This window comes from Paraburkholderia sp. DHOC27 (genome assembly GCF_003429005.1).
In the GTDB taxonomy this organism is placed as follows: Bacteria; Pseudomonadota; Gammaproteobacteria; order Burkholderiales; family Burkholderiaceae; genus Paraburkholderia.
In genome coordinates this window covers 407836-432029 of the sequence record NZ_QVQV01000007.1, presented here as the reverse complement: position 1 = coordinate 432029, position 24194 = coordinate 407836, and the positions used below count along the sequence as shown (strand labels likewise).

20 protein-coding genes and 1 tRNA gene are annotated in these 24194 nt (G+C 63.0%); 10 read left to right on the top strand and 11 right to left on the bottom strand.

Annotated features, from left to right (window positions below; translation table 11 throughout):
* Positions 1-148: 148 nt before the first annotated feature.
* Both D0B32_RS32995 and D0B32_RS23495 read right to left on the bottom strand, forming a co-directional pair.
* Complete coding sequence (locus D0B32_RS32995; RefSeq protein ID WP_259295112.1) at positions 149-427, bottom strand: hypothetical protein; 279 nt, start codon at positions 425-427, stop codon at positions 149-151.
* 231 nt (positions 428-658) lie between these two features.
* Positions 659-1927 carry a cupin domain-containing protein gene (locus D0B32_RS23495; RefSeq protein ID WP_117336674.1) on the bottom strand — a complete coding sequence of 423 codons (1269 nt, stop codon included), beginning with the start codon at positions 1925-1927 and terminating at the stop codon, positions 659-661.
* Positions 1928-1959: 32 nt separating this feature from the next.
* Here D0B32_RS23495 and D0B32_RS23490 point away from each other — a divergent pair, with 32 nt between their 5' ends.
* Complete coding sequence (locus D0B32_RS23490; protein WP_117336673.1) at positions 1960-2502, top strand: peptidylprolyl isomerase; 543 nt, start codon at positions 1960-1962, stop codon at positions 2500-2502.
* Here the strand turns inward: D0B32_RS23490 and D0B32_RS23485 are convergent.
* The 4 genes from D0B32_RS23485 to D0B32_RS23470 all read right to left on the bottom strand — a co-directional run bounded on the left by D0B32_RS23485 (position 2482) and on the right by D0B32_RS23470 (position 9005).
* On the bottom strand, positions 2482-3843 hold the full coding sequence (locus D0B32_RS23485) for a hypothetical protein (RefSeq protein WP_117336814.1): 1362 nt from the start codon (positions 3841-3843) through the stop codon (positions 2482-2484). The genes D0B32_RS23490 and D0B32_RS23485 overlap by 21 nt on opposite strands.
* Positions 3830-6529, bottom strand: coding sequence for a DNA mismatch repair protein MutS (gene mutS, locus D0B32_RS23480; protein WP_117336672.1), 2700 nt, complete (start codon positions 6527-6529; stop codon positions 3830-3832). The genes D0B32_RS23485 and mutS overlap by 14 nt, the downstream gene beginning before the upstream one ends.
* Positions 6530-6637: 108 nt before the next feature.
* Positions 6638-7933 carry a lysophospholipid transporter LplT gene (gene lplT / locus D0B32_RS23475; protein ID WP_117336671.1) on the bottom strand — a complete coding sequence of 432 codons (1296 nt, stop codon included), beginning with the start codon at positions 7931-7933 and terminating at the stop codon, positions 6638-6640.
* Between the two features lie 268 nt (positions 7934-8201).
* On the bottom strand, positions 8202-9005 hold the full coding sequence (locus D0B32_RS23470; protein WP_117336670.1) for an inositol monophosphatase family protein: 804 nt from the start codon (positions 9003-9005) through the stop codon (positions 8202-8204).
* Between the two features lie 457 nt (positions 9006-9462).
* Between D0B32_RS23470 and D0B32_RS23460 the strand changes: the two genes are divergently transcribed.
* Together D0B32_RS23460 and cysE are read left to right on the top strand one after the other, a co-directional pair.
* Complete coding sequence (locus tag D0B32_RS23460) at positions 9463-10359, top strand: RNA methyltransferase (protein ID WP_404935584.1); 897 nt, start codon at positions 9463-9465, stop codon at positions 10357-10359.
* A gap of 178 nt (positions 10360-10537) precedes the next feature.
* A complete protein-coding gene (cysE, locus tag D0B32_RS23455; protein ID WP_117336667.1) occupies positions 10538-11422 on the top strand; it encodes a serine O-acetyltransferase in 885 nt (294 codons plus the stop codon).
* Positions 11423-11468: 46 nt separating this feature from the next.
* On the opposite strand, the gene D0B32_RS23450 is transcribed toward cysE, so the two are convergent.
* The 4 genes from D0B32_RS23450 to D0B32_RS23435 all read right to left on the bottom strand — a co-directional run bounded on the left by D0B32_RS23450 (position 11469) and on the right by D0B32_RS23435 (position 14725).
* Positions 11469-12266 (bottom strand): UDP-2,3-diacylglucosamine diphosphatase, encoded by a 798-nt coding sequence (locus D0B32_RS23450; RefSeq protein WP_117336666.1) that lies wholly within the window; start codon positions 12264-12266, stop codon positions 11469-11471.
* A gap of 204 nt (positions 12267-12470) precedes the next feature.
* Entirely contained in the window at positions 12471-12965 is a 495-nt protein-coding gene (locus D0B32_RS23445) for a peptidylprolyl isomerase (RefSeq protein WP_117336665.1), read from the bottom strand.
* A 302-nt stretch (positions 12966-13267) separates the two neighbouring features.
* Positions 13268-13849, bottom strand: coding sequence for a peptidylprolyl isomerase (locus tag D0B32_RS23440; RefSeq protein ID WP_117336664.1), 582 nt, complete (start codon positions 13847-13849; stop codon positions 13268-13270).
* Positions 13850-13990: 141 nt separating this feature from the next.
* Positions 13991-14725 carry a tetratricopeptide repeat protein gene (locus tag D0B32_RS23435; RefSeq protein ID WP_117336663.1) on the bottom strand — a complete coding sequence of 245 codons (735 nt, stop codon included), beginning with the start codon at positions 14723-14725 and terminating at the stop codon, positions 13991-13993.
* Between the two features lie 229 nt (positions 14726-14954).
* On the opposite strand from D0B32_RS23435, the gene cysS reads away from it, so the two are divergent.
* The 7 genes from cysS to D0B32_RS23395 all read left to right on the top strand — a co-directional run bounded on the left by cysS (position 14955) and on the right by D0B32_RS23395 (position 23058).
* Entirely contained in the window at positions 14955-16352 is a 1398-nt protein-coding gene (gene cysS, locus D0B32_RS23430; RefSeq protein WP_117336662.1) for a cysteine--tRNA ligase, read from the top strand.
* Positions 16353-16399: 47 nt separating this feature from the next.
* Positions 16400-17569, top strand: coding sequence for a DNA-3-methyladenine glycosylase (locus D0B32_RS23425; RefSeq protein ID WP_117336661.1), 1170 nt, complete (start codon positions 16400-16402; stop codon positions 17567-17569).
* 245 nt (positions 17570-17814) lie between these two features.
* Positions 17815-18786: an acetyl-CoA carboxylase carboxyltransferase subunit alpha gene (locus D0B32_RS23420; protein WP_117336660.1), complete on the top strand. Its 972-nt coding sequence runs from the start codon at positions 17815-17817 to the stop codon at positions 18784-18786.
* A gap of 52 nt (positions 18787-18838) precedes the next feature.
* Positions 18839-20293 carry a tRNA lysidine(34) synthetase TilS gene (tilS, locus tag D0B32_RS23415; RefSeq protein WP_117336659.1) on the top strand — a complete coding sequence of 485 codons (1455 nt, stop codon included), beginning with the start codon at positions 18839-18841 and terminating at the stop codon, positions 20291-20293.
* Between the two features lie 483 nt (positions 20294-20776).
* Entirely contained in the window at positions 20777-22027 is a 1251-nt protein-coding gene (locus D0B32_RS23405) for an aspartate kinase (RefSeq protein WP_117336657.1), read from the top strand.
* Between the two features lie 164 nt (positions 22028-22191).
* A tRNA-Ser gene (locus D0B32_RS23400) sits at positions 22192-22285 on the top strand.
* 440 nt (positions 22286-22725) lie between these two features.
* Positions 22726-23058 (top strand): hypothetical protein, encoded by a 333-nt coding sequence (locus tag D0B32_RS23395; RefSeq protein ID WP_117336813.1) that lies wholly within the window; start codon positions 22726-22728, stop codon positions 23056-23058.
* 203 nt (positions 23059-23261) lie between these two features.
* Here D0B32_RS23395 and fabI read toward each other — a convergent pair whose 3' ends face one another.
* Positions 23262-24053: an enoyl-ACP reductase FabI gene (gene fabI / locus D0B32_RS23390; protein ID WP_117336656.1), complete on the bottom strand. Its 792-nt coding sequence runs from the start codon at positions 24051-24053 to the stop codon at positions 23262-23264.
* Between the last annotated feature and the right edge of the window lie 141 nt (positions 24054-24194).

Here is a 24194-nt window from a genome sequence, read left to right as displayed (position 1 = left end):
GCCGCATGAAAACCGACCGCATGAAAACCGGCCGCAGAATGGCAAAACGCCACGGATGTGAATCCGTGGCGTTTTGCTTTACTACACAGGAAGTTCAGGTCGAGCTTCCCATGTAGTTTTCGCCCAGAGGCGAACCCTGCACGACAGCTTACTGGCTTGCGCCCGAAGCTGCAGCAGCCGAAGCTGCACCAGCGTCGCTCGAAGCAGCGGCTGCGTCCGAAGCAGCAGCAGCCGGTGCCGAAGCAGCAGCGTCGCTCGCAGCAGCAGCAGCGTCCGAAGCTGCAGCGCCTGCATCCGAAGCAGCAGCAGCCGGTGCCGAAGCAGCGGATGCATCGCTAGCCGGGGCAGCTGCCTGGTCGCTGCTCTTGTTGCATGCAGCCAGTGCCACAGCTGCCAACAGGGATGCTACGAGGAGGGATTTCTTCATGATCACGTCCTTTTATGGTTAAAGGTAAGCAACAGCGCAAAATAATACCGGTAATGTGCTCCAACATCGACCTGGGCCGCTGGTGGAGACGCACTTCACAAGAGCGTGAATCTTCCCTACGGCTTGGGCGGAAATTATATGCACTTTCGTACCGACCGTCGACAAATGCGGGGTCAATACGTTGTCTTTCTCATACAAAATTTCACAGTACGGCATACCACGTAGTCGAGGCTAGACAAGCTCGCCCACCTGTATCCAGCCCGCACGATACCACTCGTGCAGCAATGCTGTCACCGATGAATCGCCTGAGAGTGTTACAAAGCGTTTCGCACTCAGACACCGGTTATCAGCGAATTCAATTAACCATTTTTTAACGTTAGCCAGCCGATTTTCTTCTCCATTCAGGTAGAAAAAGCGGCGGTCGTACAACAAAACGGTTTTTCGGTCGAGCCGGACGCCAGACTTTGAGGCACGTTGAATAAAACGTGCTTCATTAAGCGGGCTTTCCGGCGGATCGAATACCACACTTGGCTTGGGTTCACTCAGGTAAGAGCCAAGAAACGAGGCAATGTCTTTCTCGTCCCATTTCACCTGAGCAAGGATTGCGCCTACCCGCTCGATTAGCGCCGCGGGCAGTTCCGCGGGATGGGCCACGGCCGGTTGCTGCGGATCGCGGTAGAGCTGCGGCGCACGCTCCTGGGCGGCACCGCCGCCGCTGCGATTGCCGCGCTCGCCACGCTCAGCAAGGTGGTACAGGAACTGGCCGGTGAGCTCGCTTGCCGAGGGCGCGCGAAAGCCGATCGAGCAGGTCATGCACTCGCCCGCGGCCACGCCGTCGTGAGCGATATGCGGCGGCAGATACAGCATGTCGCCCGGTTCCAGTAACCATTCCTGTTCGGGCTCGAAGTGCTGTAAAACTTTCAAGGGCATGTCCGGCTGCAACGTCAGATCGCGCTGCGCGCTGATGCGCCAGCGGCGCTTGCCGTGCACTTGCAGCAGAAACACGTCGTAAGAGTCGAAATGCGGACCTACGCCGCCGCCGTCGCTGGCGTAGGAAATCATCAGGTCGTCCAGACGCGCATCCGGCACGAAGCGAAAACGGTCGAGCAGTGCGCGGGCGCGGTCGTCGTGCAGATCGACGCCCTGCACGAGCAGGGTCCAGGCACGCTGCTTGACGGCAGGAAGTTCGTCGGCTGCGAACGGACCGTGCTCCAGTTGCCATTTGTTGCGAAAGCGCGTGATCAGACGTGCTTCCACCTCGTCCTGATCGGCCAGTTCGAACAGCTCGTCACGCGAAAGCGGCGCGGCGATGCCGGGGATAGCCTGACGGATCAACAGGGGCTTCTTCTGCCAGTACCGGCGCATGAATTGCGCGGGGGTGAGATTGCCGAGCAACGGCGTCGGCACGTCGGGCGAAGGCGGCGGAACCGGTGCAGGAATCCGGACAAAACCCCGGGCAGAACCCAGGTTCGCCGGGTGGTCAGAGGGCCGCTTGGGCATCGTATAATGTGAGTTGTATTCTGGAGAATCGAATGAAAATTGCAAAGAACACCGTCGTGTCGGTCGCTTACAAGCTGTCGGATGCGCAGGGCAACCTGATTGAAGAGAGCGACGAGCCGATGGTCTATCTGCACGGCGGCTATGATGGCACGTTCCCCAAGATCGAGGAAGAGCTCGACGGCCACGAGACTGGCTTCGAAACCCAGATCCAGTTGGAGCCGCAAGATGCGTTCGGCGAGTACGACCCTGATCTGGTGAAGATCGAGCCGCGCAATCGCTTCCCGGAACCGCTCGAAGTCGGCATGCAATTCGAAGGTACGCCGGAAGAAGGCGATGAAGACATCGACTCGCTCGTCTACATCGTGACCGACGTCGCGGAAGACAAGGTCGTGCTGGACGGCAATCATCCTCTCGCCGGCATGGCGCTGCGTTTCGCGCTCACCGTCAAGGACGTGCGGCCCGCTACCGAAGACGAAATCCAGCACGAGCACGCGCACGGCGCTGATGGCCTCGAAGTGCTCGACGAGGATGACGACGAAGACGGCGAAGAGCCTTCAGGGCCCACGCTGCACTGAGCCTGCCGGGACGCCGGTGGAGGCCGGCGTCGAACTGTCCGGTTGAGCCTGCGGACCTTGCTGGTAAGACGGCTGCGCTGACGGCGAGGTTGACGCGGGCGGCGCGACGGGCAGCAAAGGTGGCAGGTTCGAGGCCGGATTCATTGATGGACTGACCGCGGGGTTGCCCGACGGATTCATCGAGGGGTTTGCCCCCGGTGCCTGGTCCGGTTCCGGCGTGGGTGGGGCGGTGGGGACCATGTCCTCCTCGGAGGCCGCCTCCGGCGCCGCGGGTTGGGGCGGTCGCACCGGCAGCAGCGGCACATTCTTCGGTACCTCACGCACACTCACGCGAAACGGCGGCCGGCGCGACAGGTCCGCGTCGATCTGAATCCACTGGTCAAGACGATCACGCGGCGCAAAAGCGATGCGCGTCAGATTCGTCACCACCTCTCCCTTGTCATTCCGTAGCGGCTGATCAATCACGAAGCCACGCGCGCTGCGCTCGTCATCGCAATGAATCAGCAGCACGGGTCCGTGGAACTGCTGCGCGACTTTCACGAGCGTGCGCTTGAGTTCGAGAAAGCCGTCGCGGCGCGAATTGCGGCCAAAACGCAGCCACGCAAAACGGTCTGGCCGTTCGTAACGTTCGGGATCCGGGTCGCCCTGAATGAACACCACGATTGCCCGTGCCTCGCGCCGCTTTGCATACTCCGCAGCGTGCTCGAGCCAGAACGCGTTCGCGATCACGCGGTCTTCGAATTCGCCGTTGCGCCCGCCCGCAGTCAGATAGTGATTGTTCGTGCCGGGCACGTTCAGGCCGATGAACACCGTATCGCCGAGTTGCCAGCGCACGTTTTCGCGGTATTGCCGGAACCGCGACACTTCGCTTTCGCGCGTCAGCGCAAGCGGGTTTTGGCCCATCGAGGCGGAATCGGCGAACACCGTTTGCCGTAACTGATCGAGCCGCTCAACGGGATCGAAACCACCTGCCTCCGGTGAGCCGCAATCGGTCCAGTCGTACTGGCCGGGAATAAAGATCAGCGCTGGACGCGCCGCTTCGAGGATGGCCTGACGCTGCTCGTAAAGCGAGTCACGGCACGCTTCCTTCGGACCCCTGAGGTTTCCGTCGTAGACGATGAAGGAGATATTGCGCTCGCGCCCAATCGTGTCGAGCAACCGCTGGGTGGGCGCTTCGTCGGCGTTGCCTTGAAGGGTGTCGGCCAGCACGGCAAAGCTATAGCGCACGGGCGCCGCGTGCGCGCGCGACCACGCGCCGCAGCTTAGAACGAAGGCAATGCCGAGTGCCGCGCACAGCGTGCGCGGCACCTGCGGATTCGGGTAGCGGTCAATGATCCGCATCCGGTTCGACGGCGAGGCCATGCAGCTCGTACAGCAGGTCGAGCGCATCGCGCGGGCGCAGTTCGTTCGGATCGAGCGCGCGCAAACGTTCGAGCAGCGTACGCTCGGCCTCCGTCAGTGCGGGCTCCCCATGCGTGCCATTCGTGTTGCTGGCGTCGCTGTCGTCGTCGTACGCGTCTTCGAGCAGCAGCGGCGCCGCGAACAGGTCGAGTTGCGGAGCAGGCTTTGCCGCCGATTGCTGTTCGAGATGCACGAGATGCTTGCGCGCGGCTCGGATCACCGCATTCGGCACGCCTGCCAGTTGTGCCACTTGCAAGCCGTAACTCTGGTTGGCAGGGCCTTCGCTGACAGCGTGCAGAAACACGATGCCGTGGCCATGTTCGACCGCCGACAGATGCACGTTCGCCGCTTGCGGAAATTCGGCTGGCAGTTGTGTCAGCTCGAAGTAGTGCGTGGCAAACAGCGTGTGGCAACCGTTATGTGCCAGCAAATGCCGGGCGATGGCCCACGCGAGTGCGAGGCCGTCGAAGGTCGAGGTGCCGCGCCCGATCTCGTCCATCAACACGAGACTTTGCGGGGTGGCGTCGTTGAGAATGGCGGCCGCTTCCGTCATTTCGACCATGAAGGTGGAGCGGCCACCGGCCAGATCGTCGGCGGCGCCAATGCGCGTGAAGATGCGGTCGATCGGGCCAAACGACGCACGCCGCGCCGGCACATAGCTGCCCACGTAGGCCAGCAAGGCGATCAGCGCGGTCTGCCGCATGAAGGTCGATTTACCGCCCATGTTCGGGCCGGTGATCAGGAGCAGCTTGCGCTCCGGGTTGAGCGTGCAGTCGTTGGCAATGAATTGCTCGACCTGCGCTTCGACGACCGGATGCCGCCCCTGTTCGATTTCGATGCCGGGCGTGCTCGAGAACGACGGCGCCACCCAGTCGAGTGCGCGGGCCCGTTCGGCGAAGGCGGCTAGCAGATCGAGCTCCGCCAGCGCCAGGGCGACCCGCTGGCAATCGGCGATGAACGGCAGCAGCGCCTGGAGCACCCCGTCGTACAGCGAGCGTTCGCGGGCGAGGGCGCGTTCCTGCGCGGACAAGGCTTTGTCCTCGAAGGTTTTCAGTTCAGGCGTGATGTAGCGCTCGGCGTTCTTGAGCGTCTGACGGCGCCGATAATCGTCCGGCACCTTGTCGGTCTGGCCGCGTGTGACTTCGATATAGAAGCCGTGCACCTTGTTGTACTCGACCCGCAGATTGCCGATGCCGGTACGCGTCCGTTCACGCGTTTCGAGGTCGATCAGGAACTGTCCGCAGTTCTCGGAGATATCGCGCAGTTCGTCGAGTTCGGCGTCGTAACCGCGGGCGATTACGCCGCCGTCGCGCACCATCGCTGCCGGTTCCTGTGCGACCGCACGCTTGAGCAGATCCACGCAGGGCGCGGGCGGTTCGAGCGCTGCGTCGATGCGCGCGAGCGAATCGGCGGCACTGGCTACCGCGGCCAGTTGCACGCGCAGATCGGGCAGCGCGAGAAAGGTGTCACGCAAGCTCGAGAGGTCGCGTGGCCGCGCGGACAACAGCGCGAGACGGCCCGTGATGCGTTCGATATCCGCGATCTGCCGCAAGGCGCCGCGCAGCGTATCCACGCTCGCGGCGGGCGGCGCATCCAGCAGCGCGCCGATTGCCTGCTGACGTGCCTGCGCAATGGCCGCCTCGCGTGGCGGATGATGCAGCCAGTGACGCAGCAGACGGCTGCCCATCGTCGTGCAGCAGGTATCGAGCAGCGAGCACAGCGTGGGGCTCTCGGTGCCGCGCAAGGTTTCGGTGAGTTCGAGATTGCGGCGCGTGGCAGGGTCGAGCCCGATATATTCCGACTCGTATTCGACCTTCAGACTGCGCACGTGACGAAGCTGCTGGCCTTGCGTGGCGGCCGCGTACAGGAGCAGGGCGCCGGCCGCGCCGCACGCGCAAGACAGAGAGTGCGCGCCGAAGCCGTCCAGACTCGCCACTTCCATCTGATCGCACAGACGTTGCGTGCCCGAGGTCACGTCGAAGTGCCAGCTCGGCACCCGCGTGAGTGCGCCGGAGCCAGCCGGCGGCGTCCACGTGGTGGCTTCAGAGCCGGTATCGGCGATCAGGATTTCGGCGGGGCGAATGCGCTCCAGTGCAGCCGCGGCCTGCTCGGGCGCAACCTCTGCGAGGCGCAGCGCGCCGCTCGCCAGATTCAGCCACGCCAGCCCTACATGCGTCGCCACGCCGCGACGGTTGTGAGCCACGCACACGGCGAGCAGGTACACATCGTTCTTGTCCGACAGCAGCGCGGCGTCCGTCAGCGTGCCCGGCGTGACGACCCGCACGACCTTGCGTTCGACCGGTCCCTTCGAGGTGGCCGGGTCGCCGATCTGTTCGCAGATCGCGACGGACTCGCCGAGCTTGACGAGCTTGGCCAGATACTGCTCGACCGCGTGATGCGGCACGCCCGCCATCTTGATCGGATTGCCTGCCGACGCGCCACGCTGCGTCAGCGTGAGATCGAGCAGGCGCGCGGCCTTCTCGGCATCGTCGAAAAACAGCTCGTAGAAATCGCCCATCCGGTAGAACACCAGCGTGCCCGGATGCTCCCCTTTAATGCGCAGGTATTGCTGCATCATGGGAGTATGTTGTGCGACGTCGGTAGCCGCTGCGGTTTGCATGCCCATCCTGTGTATCTTCTTGCGTTAGCTGTTCAGGGCGTGAGTTTAACCCGTCGCCGCGCACTGTGAAGCTGGCCGGATGGCCAGCTTTCGCGTGCAGCGTACCGGGCAGTATTATTCGACCAGCACGCGCATGTCGACGGTACGCGCATTCGCCATGCTGCGGCGTTTGGCGAGCCACATCATGAAGGTGATGAAGCTGCCGAACACCACGATGATCCACGGCACCGGCAGCTTTGCGGTGAGTAGCAGCGCGTACAAGCCGAGCATCAGCAGGACGGCCAGATTCTGGTTGAAGTTTTGCACGGCGATGGAGAGGCCCGCGGTCAGCAAGGTGGCGCCCCGATGCTGCAGGAGGGCATTCATCGGCACAATGAAAAAGCCTGACAGACCGCCGAGCAGAATCATCAACGGATAGGCGAGCACGATGTAGATCGGCGCGACGAACGGGCCCACGCGGATGCCCGCGCCCGGCGGAAAGAGCCCCTTGCTGTAGAAGGCCATTGCAATCGCGACGGCGCCCGTGATGATGCCGATGGGCAGCACCTTCAGCGAACTGCGCAGCGGCACGAGCGTCGCCGCCGCGGCCGCGCCCACCGCAATGCCGAGGCCCGTGATGCCCTGCATGACGGCAGCTTTTGAGAGCGACAGCCCGAGATTCACGTCTGCCCACTTGAGCACCAGCAACTGCAGCGTGACCGCGCCGCCCCACATCAGGGTGGTCACCCACAAGGCGACCTGGGCGAGCTTGTCGCCCCACAGCATGTTGAAACAGTGCGCGAAATCGCCCACCAGTTTCTTCGGTTCGTTGAGACGGTTCGTATAACGGGCGCCGGTATCGGGGATGCCGATGTTGATCACGGCAGCGAGCACATACGTGACCATCACGGCCAGCATCGCCAGATCGGCGGCGGAGTGGATCAGCGGCAGATGCGCGTGCGCCACGAAGTTGGTGGCGTACGTGCTGATCAGCGCGCCGCCAAGCATGGTGCCGACGATGGTCGACAGCACGGTGGCCGATTCGAGCCACGCATTGGCGGCCACCAGCCGTTCGGGAGGCAGCAGCTCGGTGAGGATGCCGTATTTGGCGGGCGAGTACGCCGCCGCGCCAAAACCCACTACGCCATACGCGATCATCGGATGCACGCCGAAAATCATCATCAGGCAGCCGCTCGCCTTGAGCGCGTTGGAGACGAACATCACGTGGCGTTTTTGCAGCGCGTCCGCGAAGGCGCCGACGAACGGCGCCAGCAACACGTACGAGACCGTGAAGAAGATCTGCAGCAGCGGCGTAACCCAGGCGGCCGACTTGATGACCGAGAGCAGCGCGATCGCCGCAATCAACAGCGCGTTGTCCGCGAGCGAGGACACGAACTGCGCTGCAATGATTGTGTAGAAGCCTTTTTTCATGAAGCCGTTGTGGATGCTGCGCAGGATTTTCGCGTAGGGCGAACGGCACGCAGGTCGCGTCGCACGTCCGGAACGCCCGTTGCCTTCTTAACGCGGGGGACGTCGTGATGCACGGCGGCTGGCATGCCGGCGAGGTCTTTCGGTTTGTAGCTTTAGGCCTGACTATGGCCAAGGTGTTGGCGGTGGCTTCTGCCAAGGGTATAGCAGGGCATAACCACAATGAAGCTAACAAAAAAGCGGCCGAAGCCGCTTTCGCAAGATTACCGCTTTACGCAGCTTGTTGCTTGGTGCGGGTATAGCGCGACAGGATCGGCACCATCTGCGCATACAGCTTCGGATTACCGGCGACGACTTCGCCCACGTGCAGAAAGTCCGAATCGCCCGTGTAGTTGCCCACCAGTCCGCCCGCTTCGGTGATCAGCAGGCTGCCGGCAGCCATGTCCCACGCGTGCAGACCCTGCTCGAAGAAGCCGTCGAGGCGGCCCGCCGCGACGTTGGCCAGATCGAGCGCGGCCGCGCCCGGACGACGCAGGCCGGCGCAGGCTTCGGTCATTTCGGCGAACAGACGGCCGTAGGCGTCGACACCGTCCGTGTCACGGAACGGGAAGCCCGTGCCGATCAGGCCGTCGGCGAGGCGGTCGCGGCGGCTCACACGGATGCGGCGGTCGTTCAGGAACGCGCCGCGGCCGCGCGAGGCGGTGAACAGGTCGTTGCGGTTGGGGTCGTAGACCACCGCCTGCGTCACGATGCCCTTGTGCGCCAGCGCGATGGACACGCAGTAGTACTGGAAGCCGTGAATGAAATTGGTGGTGCCGTCGAGCGGATCGATGATCCACTGGTATTCGGACTCGTTGTCCGACTTGCCGGATTCTTCGGCGAGGATGGCGTGATCGGGATAAGCCGTCTTCAGCGTGTCGATGATGGCCGCTTCCGATGCCTTGTCGACCTCCGTGACGAAATCGTTGTGCTGTTTCTTGCTGACCTGAACCAGGTCGAGGTCGAGGGATGCCCGATTGATGATCTGCGCGGCGCGGCGGGCGGCCTTGACGGCGATGTTGAGCATGGGATGCATAAGCCAGGATCCTTGTGCCGGGGCAGCGTGGCTGCTTACCGGAATGAGCCGAGGAGTGGTCGACCACTCGGCTGAAAATACCGCTGGAAATCAGCAGAAAACACCACGAAGCGACGCGGGATGGCGCGCTCCGTCGACGGAGACGAATTGGATAAGAGCGAGGCGCGCGTTCGAAGACGGCGCGAATGACATGATTTTACCCGACTCCGGGCCGATCCGGCAGCGCCGCCTTCCGGTGCGCCCCTACGAGCCGCGGCTGGGCCTCCCGCGGGCGCAGGCGGCCGTCAAGGGCCACTAAGGGCCACTAAAGGCCACCAAGCGGCCGCCAAGCGGCCACCAAGCGGCCACCAAGCGGCCACCAAGCGGCCACCAAGCGGCCACCAAGCGGTGCGCCCATCAGCACCGCATGGCGCAACCAGGCGGGGTAACATACGCCCTTTAGCTCCCCATTTTTATCGTGGCCCAACCCCACAACCCGTCTTCCTCTTCTTCCGAACTGTGCGCGCCCGACAGCGCCGCACCGGTGCGCGGCGGCTTTACGTCCACGCGCTTCGTGCTGGTCGAACCGAGCCATCCCGGCAATGTCGGTGCCGCGGCACGCGCGCTGAAAACGATGGGTTTTTCGCGGCTCGTGCTGGTGGCACCGCGCGTGCCGCACGTGCAGTCCGACCCGGAGGCGATCGCGATGGCGAGCGGCGCGGACGACGTGCTGGCGGGCGCCCATGTCGTGCCCACGCTCGCGGACGCGTTGAACGGCGTGCAATGGTCGGTGGCGTTGACCGCGCGCCTGCGTGAATACGGGCCGCCCCAGTTTGCACCGCGCGCCGCTGCCGCCCACGCCCGCGAGCATGCGGTGCACGGCGATATCGCGCTGGTCTTCGGCAACGAGCGCACCGGGCTGTCCAACGAGGACGTGGAGCGCTGCAGCGTGCTCGCGCATATTCCCGCCAACCCGGCGTACAGCTCGCTCAATCTGGCCCAGGCGGTGCAAGTGCTCGCGTACGAGTTGCGCACGGCCTATCTGGGCGATGACGGCGCCAGCGCCGGTGCCGGCAGCGCGTCGGGTTTGCCGAACGCGGACGGCCAGGGTGCCGCAGCCGGAGCGCTTGCGCCGAGTGACGACATCGAACGCATGTACGTGCATCTGGAGAACGCGCTGATCGCGCTGGAGTTTCTCGACCCCGCCAATCCGAAGAAGCTGATGTCGCGTCTGCGGCGCCTGTTTGCGCGCTCGGGGCTGGAACGCGAAGAGGTCAATATCGTGCGCGGTATCGCCAAACACATTCTGCTGAATGTGAAGACGCCGAAGAGCGACGCCCGCACCGGCGCCGCGCCGGACGACGAATCCGCCTGAGCGGCGGCACGTTCGCGTGACGACCTTGCCGGGTGCGGGGGCATCCGGCAGGTTTTGCGCAATCGCCCTACAATTCCTCGCATCGTTCTAAGCAAAGCTGCCGTTCTGCTAACTGGCAGCACGCTGTCGCGCGCCTCGCGGCCACGACGGTTCTCTCCCCCATGCCGGCGTCAAGACTATGTTCACGAGACTTCGCGAAGACATCGCCACGATCCGCGAGCGCGATCCCGCTTCCCGCAGTGCCTGGGAAGTGCTCACGTGTTATCCGGGCCTGCATGCACTGGTACTGCATCGCTTCGCGCACGCCTGCTGGCAGATGCGGCGTCGCTGGCTGGCGCGCTTCGTGTCGCAAGTGGCGCGCTTTCTGACGGGCATCGAGATTCACCCGGGCGCCACGATCGGCCGTCGCGTGTTCATCGATCACGGCATGGGCGTGGTGATCGGCGAGACCGCGGAGATCGGTGACGATTGCACCATCTATCAGGGCGTCACGCTTGGCGGCACGTCGCTGACGCGCGGTGCCAAACGGCATCCGACGCTCGAACGCGGCGTGATCGTGGGGGCGGGCGCGAAAGTGCTCGGCGGCTTTACGATCGGCGCGGGCGCCAAGATCGGCTCGAACGCGGTGGTGGTGAAGCCTGTAGCGGCTGGCGGCACGGCCGTGGGCAATCCGGCGCGCGTGATCGTCGCGGCTGCGGCGGCGGTTTCGTCTTCCGCGGCCGGTGCTGCCCATGCGAAAGACGCTGAACGTGATGCGCGTAATGCGCGTGATGTCCGTGACGCCGGTGGTGGCATGGCGGCGCCCGAACGTACCGCGTTCTGCGCCTACGGCATTACGCCGAATGCGGACGATCCGGTGTCGCTTGCTATCCACGGGTTGATCGATCATGCCGCGGGGCAGTCGCGCCGCATCGACGAGATCGTGATTGCGCTGGAGCGGCTCGGCACGCGTCTCGAAGCGCTGCAAGGCACGGACGCGGCGCTGCTCGATCTGCGACGACTGTCGGCGGCGATTGCCGGGAAAACGGAAGAGGGTGAGGTGACCGGGTTGACCGGGCGCTAGGGAGGGGCCGCGCCTCGCCTCGCGTCACTCCCGCTTCATGCCGGCGTCAATCCAGCGGCAACGCTCGCACGCCTTCCGCGTCGACGCGCAGATAGCCGCCGCGCGGCTCGCCATGATCGAGGTCCCAGTCCGGCAGCACCCAGCGTGTGCCGCCCGGTTCACGGTGACGTGCCGGCCGGTGCGTATGACCATGCACGATGATCGTCGTCCCCGTGCGTTTGAACAAGGCCGCCACACCGTTCGGCGTGACGTCGTACTTTGCGGAGACGGGCCGTGAACGTCCCTCGTGACTCGCCTTGCGCATCTTGAGCGCCAGCGCATGCCGCCATTTGAACGGCCACGCCAGAAACAGCAGTTGCGCGACACGGCTGCGGGCCACGCGGCGAAAGCGCATGTAGGCGCGATCCGCGGTGCACAGCGCATCGCCGTGCGCGAGCGTGATGCGCGCGCCAAAGGCGGTGATCACGAACGGATCGGGCAGCCAGATCGCCGCCGCCGCGGCCATGAAGCGCTTGCCCAGCAGAAAGTCGCGATTGCCATGCATGATGTAAAGCATGATGCCGCGCTCCGACAGGGTATGCATGAGCGCTGCCATGCGCGCGACGAACGGGTCGCTTAGCATGTCGTCGCCGACCCAATACTCGAACAGGTCGCCGAGAATAAAAACGGAGTCCGCTTCTTCAGCGGTGACACGGATGAAATGCTCGAAGGCGGCGACCGTGCGCGGGATCGCCTCGCTTAGATGCAGGTCCGAAATGAAAAAATACGGGCGAGCGGCGTGCGGGCGTTTGCCCTCGCCAGGCACGCCCGCGGCGACGCTTCGCAGCGGCGTTTCTTGCAGCATCGAAGAGTGCCTGATCTCAGTTGCAGTGAGTGCTGCGCGCGCGTTGGCGCAGCGCACGCAGCGGTTTTTCAGCGGCTTTTCAGCGACTAGCTCGCAGACTACGGCTCAACCTGCGGCTCAACCCGCGGCTCAACCAGCACGCCAGGTGGCGCGGCGGGCGCATCAAGTGTGCTGCCCGCGCCGTGCCCTGGCATGCCGGCCTGTTTAGTCGACGATGACCGCTTTCTCGATGATCACGTCGTCCGCCGGCACGTCCTGATGGAAACCCTTCGAGCCGGTCTTGACCTTCTTGATCTTCTCGACGATATCCATGCCGTCGACTACCTTGCCGAACACCGCGTAGCCCCAGCCTTGCGGCGTCGGCGACGAGTGATTCAGGAAGTCGTTGTCGTTCACGTTGATGAAGAACTGCGCGGTGGCCGAGTGCGGATCGTTGGTGCGTGCCATCGCGATCGAGCCGTTGACGTTCTTCAGGCCGTTGTTCGCTTCGTTGGTGATCGGTGCTTCGGTCGGCTTTTGCTTCATGCCGGGTTCGAAACCGCCGCCCTGAATCATGAAGCCGTCGATCACGCGGTGGAACACCGTGTTGTCGTAATGACCGGCCTTCACGTAGTTGAGAAAGTTCTCGACCGACTTCGGTGCTTTTTCGGCGTCGAGTTCAAGCTTGATGACACCGTGATTCGTATGCAGTTCGACCATGATGGAATCCTTTTCTGGACGATGGGTGGAAGGTGCGCCTCGCGCGCGATGGAGCTGGTGTGCACATTGTGCATGCATCCCATCTTGCGCGTGAGACCGCGCCCGGGCGTTCGATTGTGCACGACTGGCGATGGGTCGTATCGCCAGTCGTGCTGACTGTGGCTCGATTCGCCGTTCGACGCATCATCTGCGAGCCAGGCATGCACCCGGCGGGGCAGATGGCGTGTCGACGAGCCATGTACTGATTCGGACCTGCCTGCTGCTCGAGTCCTGCGCGAGTTCTATATGAAACCCGCGTGCTGTTACTTGCTGACCACCGTAGCCGATTCGATCACGATCGGCGTTTGCGGCACATCGGCCATCGGGCCGCGCGTGGTGGTCGGCGTGCCTTCGATCTTCTTCACGACGTCCATGCCGGCGGTCACCTTGCCGAACACAGCATAACCATTGCCGTCCTGACCCGGATAGTCGAGGCCTGCGTTATCCGCGGTGTTGATGAAGAATTGCGCGGTAGCCGAATCCGGATCGCTCGTACGTGCCATCGCAATCGAGCCCGTGACGTTCTTCAGGCCATTGCGGCTTTCGAGCGGAATCGGCGCGCGCGTCGGCTTCTCCGCGAAGCTTTGCGTGTAGCCGCCGGCCTGGATCATGAAGCCCGGAATCACGCGATGGAAAATCGTGCCGCTGTACTGGCCTGCCTTCACGTAGTCGAGGAAGTTGGCCACCGTCTTCGGCGCCTTTTCGGGGTACAGCTCGACGCGGATGTCGCCGTCCGTGGTCTTGAAGAGCACCGACGGGTGCGCGGCCTGCGGCGCGGACTGGGCAAAGGCGGGGGCGTTCGCGATCAGGGCGGCGCTACCGAGCGCCAACATCAACCATTTCATGTAGATCCTCTGGGTGGAAAAAAACGTTGGCGATGATGCGTGCCGGTGACATTGACTGGTGCGTGACACGTCTGTGAGAGCGCCACGCGTGACAGCCAGGCGGCACGCAGTCACGCACGCTCACACGAAACATTCACGCGCTCATTGCGACGGTGCCATGTACGGAGGCATGGCGAGTGAGCCGTTCGGGCCGCCATAGTTGAAGCTCGGCGTCTGCGTCATGTTCGACGTGGCACGACGCGTGTAATCCTCTTCGGGCGCGGCCACTTTCTTCACCGGCGTAGCGTTCGCGGGCGGCGAGACGATCTTCTGGATGTCGGCGAGGCGTTGCTGCGAGGTGCCGCTCGCCTGGCCCAGAGTTTGCGCGCGCTGGTAGGCCGAGGCGGCGAGCCGCAGATACAGGTCACCCAGATTCTCGTAGGCGAGGCCGTAGTTCGGATTGGCTTTGGTGGCCGTTTCGAGTGCCTCGCGCGCTTCCGTATAGTGACCGTGCTTCGCGTACAGCGCAGCGAGGTTGTTATACGGCTCGGGCAGTTCCGGATAGCTTTGCGTGAGTGCGACGAAGGCGCTGATGGCCTCGTCGTCGCGATTCAGATGCGCGAGCACCGTGCCGCGCTTGAACTGCGCCTGGGCGTCGCGCGGATTCGCCGCAATGCGTGCGTCGAGTTGCGTGAGCGCAGCGTTCCAGTTCTTCTGTGCGATGGCAGCGTCGATCTCCGGCGTGCCGTCGCGCACCGCGGGGCCGGACACCACGGGGGTCGCTTTCTGTGCCTGTGCGAAGGCACGGGTGCCGGGCACGAGCAGGACCGCGAAGCCGCACAGGGCCGTCGCGGCGAGGGTCGCAGCGCTGCGCGCGCGGCCGCTGGAAGGTTTCATAGGCTCAGGTCTGGATGTTATACTCCGAGCCATTCTAACAAAAGGTCTGCGCGTTCCGTCGAACCTCAGACTGTTCTTTCGCCACTCGTGGTCGTCTCCGCTTTGAGCGCAGCCTGACTGCCGCACCAGGTGCGCCGGTTTGCTGCTGTATGTGCTGTCCCGTTTGCCAGATCGGTTCAGCACGCACGAAACTGCATTGCGGATTTCTTTCGGCCCACGCACCGTCTCTATGGAATCACTGCGCATCTACAACACGCTCGCGCGTGAAAAGCAAAATTTCGTGCCGCTGCAGGCGGGCGTCGTACGAATGTACGTCTGCGGGATGACGGTGTATGACTACTGTCACATTGGTCATGCACGCGTGATGGTCGTGTTCGATATCGCACAGCGGTGGCTGCGCACGCTCGGCTACAACGTGACCTATGTGCGCAACATTACCGATATCGACGACAAGATTATTCGCCGCGCAGTCGAAAACGGCGAGACCATCAAGTCGCTCACCGATCGCTTTATCACCGCGCTGCATGAAGATGCGGACGCGCTGGGCATCGAACGGCCCGATTTCGAACCGCGCGCCACGGACTACATTCCGCAGATGCTCGGCATGATCGAGAAACTCGAAGCCAATGGCTACGCGTACCAGGCGAGCGATGGCGACGTCAACTACGCCGTGCGCAAATTTGCTGACTACGGCAAGCTGTCGGGCAAGTCGCTCGAAGATCTGCGCGCAGGTGAACGCGTTGCGGCCAACGACGCCAAGCAGGACCCGCTCGACTTCGTGTTGTGGAAACAGGCGAAGCCTGAAGAGCCCGCGGATACCGGTTGGGATTCGAAATACGGACGCGGTCGTCCCGGTTGGCACATTGAATGCTCGGCAATGGGCTGCACGTTGCTCGGCGATCATTTCGACATTCACGGCGGCGGTCAGGACCTGCAGTTTCCGCACCACGAAAATGAAATCGCGCAAAGCGAAGGTGCAACAGGTCAAACGTTCGTCAACTACTGGATGCACAACGGCTACGTTCAGATCGACAATGAGAAGATGTCGAAGTCACTCGGCAACTTCTTTACGATCCGCGAAGTGCTTGCGCAGTATGACGCTGAAGTGGTGCGCTTCTTCATTGCGCGTGCCCACTACCGTTCGCCGCTGAACTATAGCGACACACACATCGACGACGCGCGCGGGGCACTCACGCGCTTGTACACATCATTGAAAGATGTGACGCCGGATGACGCCGCACTTGACTGGAACGAAGCACACGCGCAACGTTTTCATGCGGCGATGAATGACGACTTCAACACGCCCGTTGCAGTGGCCGTGTTGTTCGAACTGGCAAGCGAAGTGAACCGCACGCGCGATGCTGCGCTGGCCCGGCAACTGCGCGCACTGGCACGCATCATCGGGCTGCTCGGTCGTGAGCCGCGTGTGTTTCTGCAGCAGGCATCGGGCAGCGCACAAGAAGGCGCGCTCGACGTTGCCGCGATAGAAGCGCAGATCGCAGCGCGGGCGGCGGCCAAGCAGGCAAAGGACTATGCGGCAGCAGACCGGATCCGGGCAGCGTTGCTCGAGGCCGGCGTTGCACTTGAAGACAAACCCGGCGGGTTGACCGAGTGGCGGCGCGTGTGAGCGCACCTCGTACTTCCCTTTGATCGATTCGCCAGGCAGGAGGCAGGATGGCAACGGCCACGAAGGCGCCGGCTAAACGAGCCGCGTCTAAAACGAGCGCGGCAGCCGCAGTGAAATCCACGCGCGCACGCAGCGGCAGCACGGCGAAGGCGTCGTCGGACGGTGCGGGCAAGACCGGCGCGGCGGCGGGCAAGTCGACGGTGAAACGTGCGCTCAACGGCGCCGGTGCGCATGCGCCTGCCTCGAAGAAAGTGACCCGGCTCGCAAAGGCTGTGCGTCCTGCGCGCGGCAAACTCCATGACGACACGCGCAGTAACGGTAGTACGGCGGGCAGCACAGCAGGCGTCAGCGTAAAAGCCGCCAGGGAAGTGAAGGGCGCGAAAACGGCGAAGGCCGCGCATGGTGCGGTGAATGGCACTAACGTTGCCATTGGCATCAACGGGTCCAATGGCGCATTGCCCGTGGCGTTGAAGGACGATGTCCAGGAACTCGCGCGCGACACGCTGCATGAAGGCGAAGTGGTGCGCAAATCGCGTGTGCTGGTCGATGACACCAATGTCGCCGTGCCGGTCCAGGTGGGCGGTCTCACGCCTGAAGTCACACGCCCCGCGTATTGGGACAAGGCCTGTGCCGACCTCGTCAAGCGCGACCGCATTCTCAAGAAGCTGATTCCAAAATTCGGTCCCGTGCATTTGATGAGCCGCGGCGATCCGTTCGTCACGCTGGCACGTTCCGTGGTGGGCCAGCAGGTTTCCGTGGCGTCGGCGCAAGCGGCGTGGGAGCGCGTGGAAAACGCGTGTCCGAAGCTCGTGCCGCAGCAGTTCATGAAGCTTGGGCAAGACAAGCTGATGGCGTGCGGTTTGTCCCGACGCAAGGCCGAATACATTCTCGATCTCGCCGGCCACTTCGTTTCGGGTGCGTTGCACGTGGGCAAGTGGACCTCGATGGACGACGAGGCGGTGATTGCCGAACTCACGCAGATTCGCGGTATAGGCCGCTGGACTGCCGAGATGTTCCTCATCTTCAATCTGTCGCGTCCAGATGTGTTGCCGCTCGACGATCTCGGCCTGATCCGCGCGATCAGCGTCAACTATTTCAGCGGCGAGCCGGTCACGCGCAGCGAGGCGCGCGAGGTCGCGGCGAACTGGGAACCGTGGCGCACGGTGGCCACGTGGTATATGTGGCGTAGTCTCGACCCGCTGCCGGTCGATTACTGAACGAAGCGGGCGGATCCAGTCTGGGCCTCCGCTCGAACCCCGAGTAAATCTTGCGTGTCCGGTGAACGAGCATCAACCTGAAGGGGTCGCATTCGCAAGCCCAGACGGCGCGGCGCTTTGTCCGCAACAGGCGGGACGCTGATATGAAACTATCAATTTGGCTGATTCGATAGTTTCGAGGTAGTTTTGACAGGGGCGGTCGCGGTTAGAATACGCGCTGCCGGTAAGTCCAAGGATTAAAACCAATGAAGACCACCTTTCTGGATTTCGAGCAGCCGATCGCTGAGCTCGAAGCGAAGATCGAAGAATTGCGCTTCGTGCAGGACGATTCGGCCGTCGATATTTCGGAAGAAATCGAGCGGCTGTCCAAGAAGAGTCAACAGCTCACCAAAGATCTCTACGCGAACCTGACACCGTGGCAGGTTTCGCAAATTGCTCGTCATCCGCAACGTCCCTACACGTTCGACTACGTGAGCGAACTGTTCACCGATTTCCATGAGCTGCATGGCGACCGCGCCTTCGCAGACGACCTGGCTATCGTCGGCGGGTTCGCGCGTTTCAACGGTCAGTCGTGCATGGTGATCGGCCATCAGAAGGGTCGCGATACGAAGGAGCGCTCGCTGCGTAACTTCGGCATGCCGCGTCCGGAAGGCTATCGCAAGGCCGAGCGTCTGATGCGTACGGCCGAGAAGTTCGGTTTGCCCATCTTCACCTTCATCGACACGCCGGGTGCGTATCCGGGCATCGGTGCGGAAGAGCGCGGCCAGTCGGAAGCCATTGGCCGTAACCTGTACGTGATGGCCGAACTGAAGACACCGATCATCTCGACCATCATCGGCGAGGGTGGTTCGGGCGGCGCACTGGCCATCGCCGTTGGCGATAGCGTGTTGATGCTGCAGTTCTCGACCTACTCGGTGATCTCGCCGGAAGGCTGCGCGTCGATTCTGTGGAAGAGCGCGGCAAAAGCGCCTGAAGCAGCGGAAGCGCTGGGCCTCACTGCGCATCGCCTGAAAGCGCTGGGCCTGATCGACAAGATCGTCAACGAACCGCTGGGCGGCGCGCATCGCGATCCGAAGGGCATGGCTGCGCTGCTGCGCCGTGCGCTGGCGGACTCGCTGCGTCAGTTCCAGGGCATGAGCATCCCCGACCTGCGCGAGCGCCGTTTCGAACGGCTGATGGCGTACGGCAAATTCAAGGAAACGACGCCGGGCGCATAAGCCGGCGCCGGCTCCTCATGGCACGGCGCCTCGCGCGTCAGGCCTCACAGCCGTGACCCAACTCTCCGACATTCACGCCGACCGCCTCGTTCTCGAGGCGGTCGGCGCTGTGTTTTCTGCTTCGACAACAGGCCTGGACGCGGGCTCGCAGACGCGCGTCGCGGTGGCCTTCAGTGGCGGCGTGGATTCGGCCGTGCTGCTCGATGCGGCGGTGCGCGTTGCGGGCCCCGCGCGTTGCCTCGCCTTGCATGTTCACCACGGGCTCAGTCCGCACGCCGATCAATGGCTCGCGCATTGCGAGAACTTTGCGCGGGAGCGGGGCATCGCGTTTGCTGCGCAACGCGTCGAGGTGCCGCGGGATGCGGGCGTGAGTATCGAAGCCGCCGCGCGCGACGCGCGGTATCGCGCGCTCGATGCGCTGTGCGCGCAGCACGGCGTCGCCACGCTGTGGCTCGCGCAACATGCCGACGATCAGGCGGAGACTGTCTTGCTGCAATTGCTGCGTGGCGCGGGTCTGCCGGGGCTTGCCGCAATGGCACCGGAACATCTGCCGTCAGGTGCCAGCGTCACGCGTGTGCGGCCGTTTCTGCATTTGTTGCGCGCGCAACTGGTGCAGGTTGCGCAGGCGCGCGGGCTGTCGTGGATTGAGGACGAATCGAATGCGGACACGCGCTATGCCCGCAACGCGCTGCGTCACGATGTGCTGCCCGCGCTCGGGGTGACGTTTCCAGGCTTTCGCGACGCATTGGCGCGCACGGCAGCGCACGCGGCTTCGGCGCAACGTTTGCTGGACGCGTTGGCGCGGATCGACCTGGATGCCGCCGCGCGCGAGGACGGCGCGGCACTCGCGCACGACGTGCTGCTTGCATTCGACGATGAGCGCGCACTGAATCTGCTGCGGTACTGGATGCGTTTGCGAGGGTTGCCGGCGGCATCGACCGCGCGCCTGAGCGATGCCTTGCGACAACTGCGCGAAGTCGGCGCGGCGCACAACCTGCGGGTCGATCACGCGGGGCATGCATTGCGCAGCTATGACGGGCAGATCTATTGGGAGGCGGGCGACAGCACCGAAGCGGCGGACGAGACCGCATTGGCGCCGAGGCCCGTCAGTCAGATGAAGTGGCAGGGCGAATCCATCTGGCGTTTGCCGCAATGGCGCGGCACGTTCGTGTTCGTGGATGCCACGGCGGACGATCCGTTCGCGTTGCCGGCTTCGGTGCTAGCGGCTGCACCGCTGATCGCGCGTTCACGCAGCGGTGGCGAGCGCATGCGCGTCAGCGCGCAGGGACCTGGCCGCACGCTGAAGAATCTGTTTCAGGAACAGCGCGTGCCCGCATGGAAACGCGACGTGCCGCTGCTGTTCGTGGGCGACACGCTGTTGTTCGTGCCGCTGCTCGGCGTGAACCGCGGGGCGTGGGAGCCTGCGTCATCTACGAGCGGCACGACAGCGACTGCTGCCGAACGGTACCTGCGGATCGAATGGCGCGAGGACCTCACCATCGCGTAACGGACGCACTAAAACGGACGCACTAAAACAGCCGCTAAAAGACACACCGAAGAACTCACTAAATAGTTCACTGACTGACCGGTCGGACGGGAAACGTAGCGCGTGCAAGCTGCATATCGTGCCGCTTCCGGATTTCCCTAAACCGGCGCAAATCCTTTGTGGTCAAGCCTTTGCCGGCGTCCCGACGTGCATTGCGGCTTGTCTTTTTGCGCTCGATCAGGTACGTTAACTTGTTTGCCCAAGCCGCTTTTGACGTCGCCATCGCTCTTTTCCGGGTGTTTTCTGCTTCTTTCCCGGTCAATGCCTGGCAACCGCAAGACCTGGCAACCCAGCGATCCCTCGCGGGCAAATCCGCGCGTGTTGCACGTGCGCTGTATCTACACCGCCACACTTTGCCGTCGTTCCTGAAACGTTGCGCTTTTGTGCTTTTGTGCGGTCGTCTCCAGCGCGCCAGCGCGGCTACTACTCCAGTTCAGAACGACAATGGCACTCATCGTACATAAATACGGCGGTACTTCGATGGGCTCGGTCGAGCGCATCAAGAACGTCGCGAAGCGCGTCGCGAAATGGCACAAGGCTGGCCACAAGATGGTCGTGGTGCCCTCGGCGATGTCCGGCGAAACGAACCGCTTGCTGGGCCTCGCGAAAGACATCGCGGCTCAGCCGAGTCCGCGCGAACTCGACATGATTGCCGCCACCGGCGAACAGGTCAGCTCGGGCCTGCTCGCCATCGCGCTGCAGGAAGCGGGCGTCGACGCGGTCAGCTACGCCGGCTGGCAAGTGCCGGTCAAAACGGATAGCGCGTTCACCAAGGCGCGCATCAGCGAGATCGACGGCGAGCGCGTGCTGCGCGACCTGGATGCGGGCAAGGTCGTGGTCATCACGGGCTTCCAGGGCATCGATCCGGAAGGCCATATCACCACGCTCGGGCGCGGCGGTTCGGACACCTCGGCGGTTGCGGTCGCGGCGGCCTTGAAGGCCGACGAGTGCCTGATCTACACGGACGTAGACGGCGTCTACACCACCGATCCGCGCGTGGTCGATGGCGCACGGCGTCTGGACCGTGTGACGTTCGAAGAAATGCTGGAAATGGCCAGCCTGGGTTCGAAGGTGCTGCAGATCCGCTCGGTGGAATTCGCCGGCAAATATCAGGTGAAGACGCGCGTGCTCTCCAGCCTGACCGATCCGCTCATTCCGCTCGAAGCCGAAATGACCTCGGGCACCCTGATTACTTTTGAAGAAGACGAGACCATGGAAAAAGCAGTCATCTCGGGCATCGCGTTTCAGCGCGACGAAGCACGTATCGCCGTGATGGGTGTACCCGACAAGCCGGGCATCGCCTACCAGATCCTCGGACCGGTGGCCGACGCGAATATCGACGTCGACATGATCATCCAGAACCAGAGCGTCGAAGGTAAAACGGCGTTCACGTTCACGGTGGGTCGCGGCGACTATCAGCGCGCCATGGACATTCTCACGGGTCAGGTGAAGGATCACGTGAAGGCCGAGCAGGTGCTGGGCGATCCGAAGGTGTCGAAGGTATCGGTGGTGGGCGTGGGCATGCGCTCGCACGTCGGCATCGCAAGCACGATGTTCCGCACGCTGTCGGAAGAGGGCATCAACATCCAGATGATCTCCACTTCGGAGATCAAGATTTCGGTGTTGATCGACGAGAAGTATATGGAACTCGCCGTGCGTGCGCTTCACAAGGCGTTCGAACTCGATCAGGCGTAACACCCGCTGCGGCTTCGCGAACGGTATGCGCCGGGATTGGCTAATGGTCGACTGATCGTTGACCAATCTGGCACAAAAAATGTTCGCAAGAGATTGACCTTCGCAGCCCGGCCCGCTATTATCTTGGCTTCGTCGCGCTGACTCCCTGCGCGACCGAAAGTTTGGGAGACGTGGCCGAGAGGTCGAAGGCACTCCCCTGCTAAGGGAGCATCTGGGCCAAAACCTGGATCGAGGGTTCGAATCCCTCCGTCTCCGCCAGCAATGGCGGCGGAACCCCAAGAGATCGCGGTCTCTTGGGGTTTTGTTTTTTGTGGGCCGTTTTTGTGTGCTGTTGCGAGTGCGGCTGATGTGCCTGATTCGCCAGAAGGGCCGATTCGAACCTCACTTGCGAAAGCGAATCCATTTGCTTCGGATGCCGAACGATCAGCGTCTCGTTGTCTAGTGCGTTTCCGTTGCGCCTCTCACAAGCCTTTAAGGCGGCAGTAAGGTGCGAGTGTTGTTTTTGCGCCCCAAAACGCAGGCACATTATTACGAACGGCCTCGCTTTTCACCGAAATTCCGTTACGTGTAACAGGACGTAACGAGGCGCATCAGAGTACGACGTTATGCATCAGTTCTTACAAACTTGAAATACGCAGATCGCTACCTTGCGCTATATTTCGGCCAACAACACCACACACTTGTTAAAAGGTGAATCCATGAAGTCCGCACGTCTTGTTCCGCTTCTCATCGGGGTTCTTGCGCTAGGCGCGTCGGGTGCCGCAATGGCCGGCGTGAGCGTGGGTGTCAACATCGGTATTCCGGCGCCGGTTTATGTCGCTCCGGCACCCGTGTACGCACCGCCGCCGCCCCCGCCGCCGCCGGTCGTCTATCAACCGGCACCGGTCTACTACGGTGGCCCGGCTATCGTGATCGGCTGGCACGGCGACCGGTATTGGGACGGTCATCGCTACTGGGGCCGTGACGACTGGTATCGCCATCACGGCGGCTACCACGGCGGTTACGGTGGTGGCTACGGCCACCGCTATTAAGCCGGCTATTCGTGTGAGAAGTCCCCGGCTGTCCGCAGGGTGAATCCAGCGCGAACGCAGCCGGAAAACAAAAAACCGCCAGAAATGGCGGTTTTTTGTTGCCTGCGCGAGCCAATTGGCGTGCGCGTTCAGGGGCGCGCGTAGGCGTGCCTGCACGCGCAAAGAACACGCAAAGCAGGCGCAGCGCGACGGCTCAGCCTCTCTTACTCCGCAATCGAAGCCATCCCACCGACGACCGAATTGAAGCCGCTATCGACGTGCAGGATTTCCGCGGTCACACCCGCTGCGAGATCCGACAGCAGGAAGGCCGCCGAATTGCCCACTTGTTCGATCGTCACGTTACGCTTGAGCGGCGCATTGCCTTCCACGAAATCGAGAATCTTGCCGAAGCCCTTGATGCCGCTTGCCGCGAGCGTCTTGATCGGGCCGGCCGAAATGCCATTGACGCGCACGCCTTTCGCGCCGAGCGAAACGGCCAGATAACGCACGCTCGCTTCGAGCGATGCCTTGGCGAGGCCCATCGTGTTGTAGTTGGGAATCGCGCGCTCGGCACCCAGGTAGCTGAGCGTCAGCAGCGACGCGTCTTGCGAGAGCATCGGCAGGGCGGCCTTGGCGAGGGCAGGGAAGCTGTAGGCGGAAATGTCGTGAGCGATGCGGAAATTCTCACGCGTCATGCCGTCGAGGAAGTCGCCGGCAATCGCTTCACGCGGCGCAAAGCCGATGGAATGCACGAGGCCGTCGAGATTCTCCCAGTGTTCCTTCAACGACACGAACAGCGCTTCGATTTGCGCGTCGTCAGCCACGTCGCAGGGGAACACGAGATCGCTGCCGAATTCCGTGGCGAACTCGGTGATGCGGTCCTTGAAGCGGTCGCCGACGTACGTGAACGCCAGTTCCGCGCCTTCGCGCTTGCAGGCCTGCGCGATGCCGTACGCGATCGAACGGTTCGACAGGAGGCCCGTCAGCAAGATTCGTTTACCAGCGAGGAAGCCCATGAATTCTCCTAATGAAGTCTGCGCGCCGCGAGCTTGGACGTGCGGGATCGCGCGGGATTATTAGGTAGAATTCTCTCACATTGCAACCGCCCACTGACCAACAAGGCCCCTATGACAACTGGCTCGCGACGGGTTCAAGCG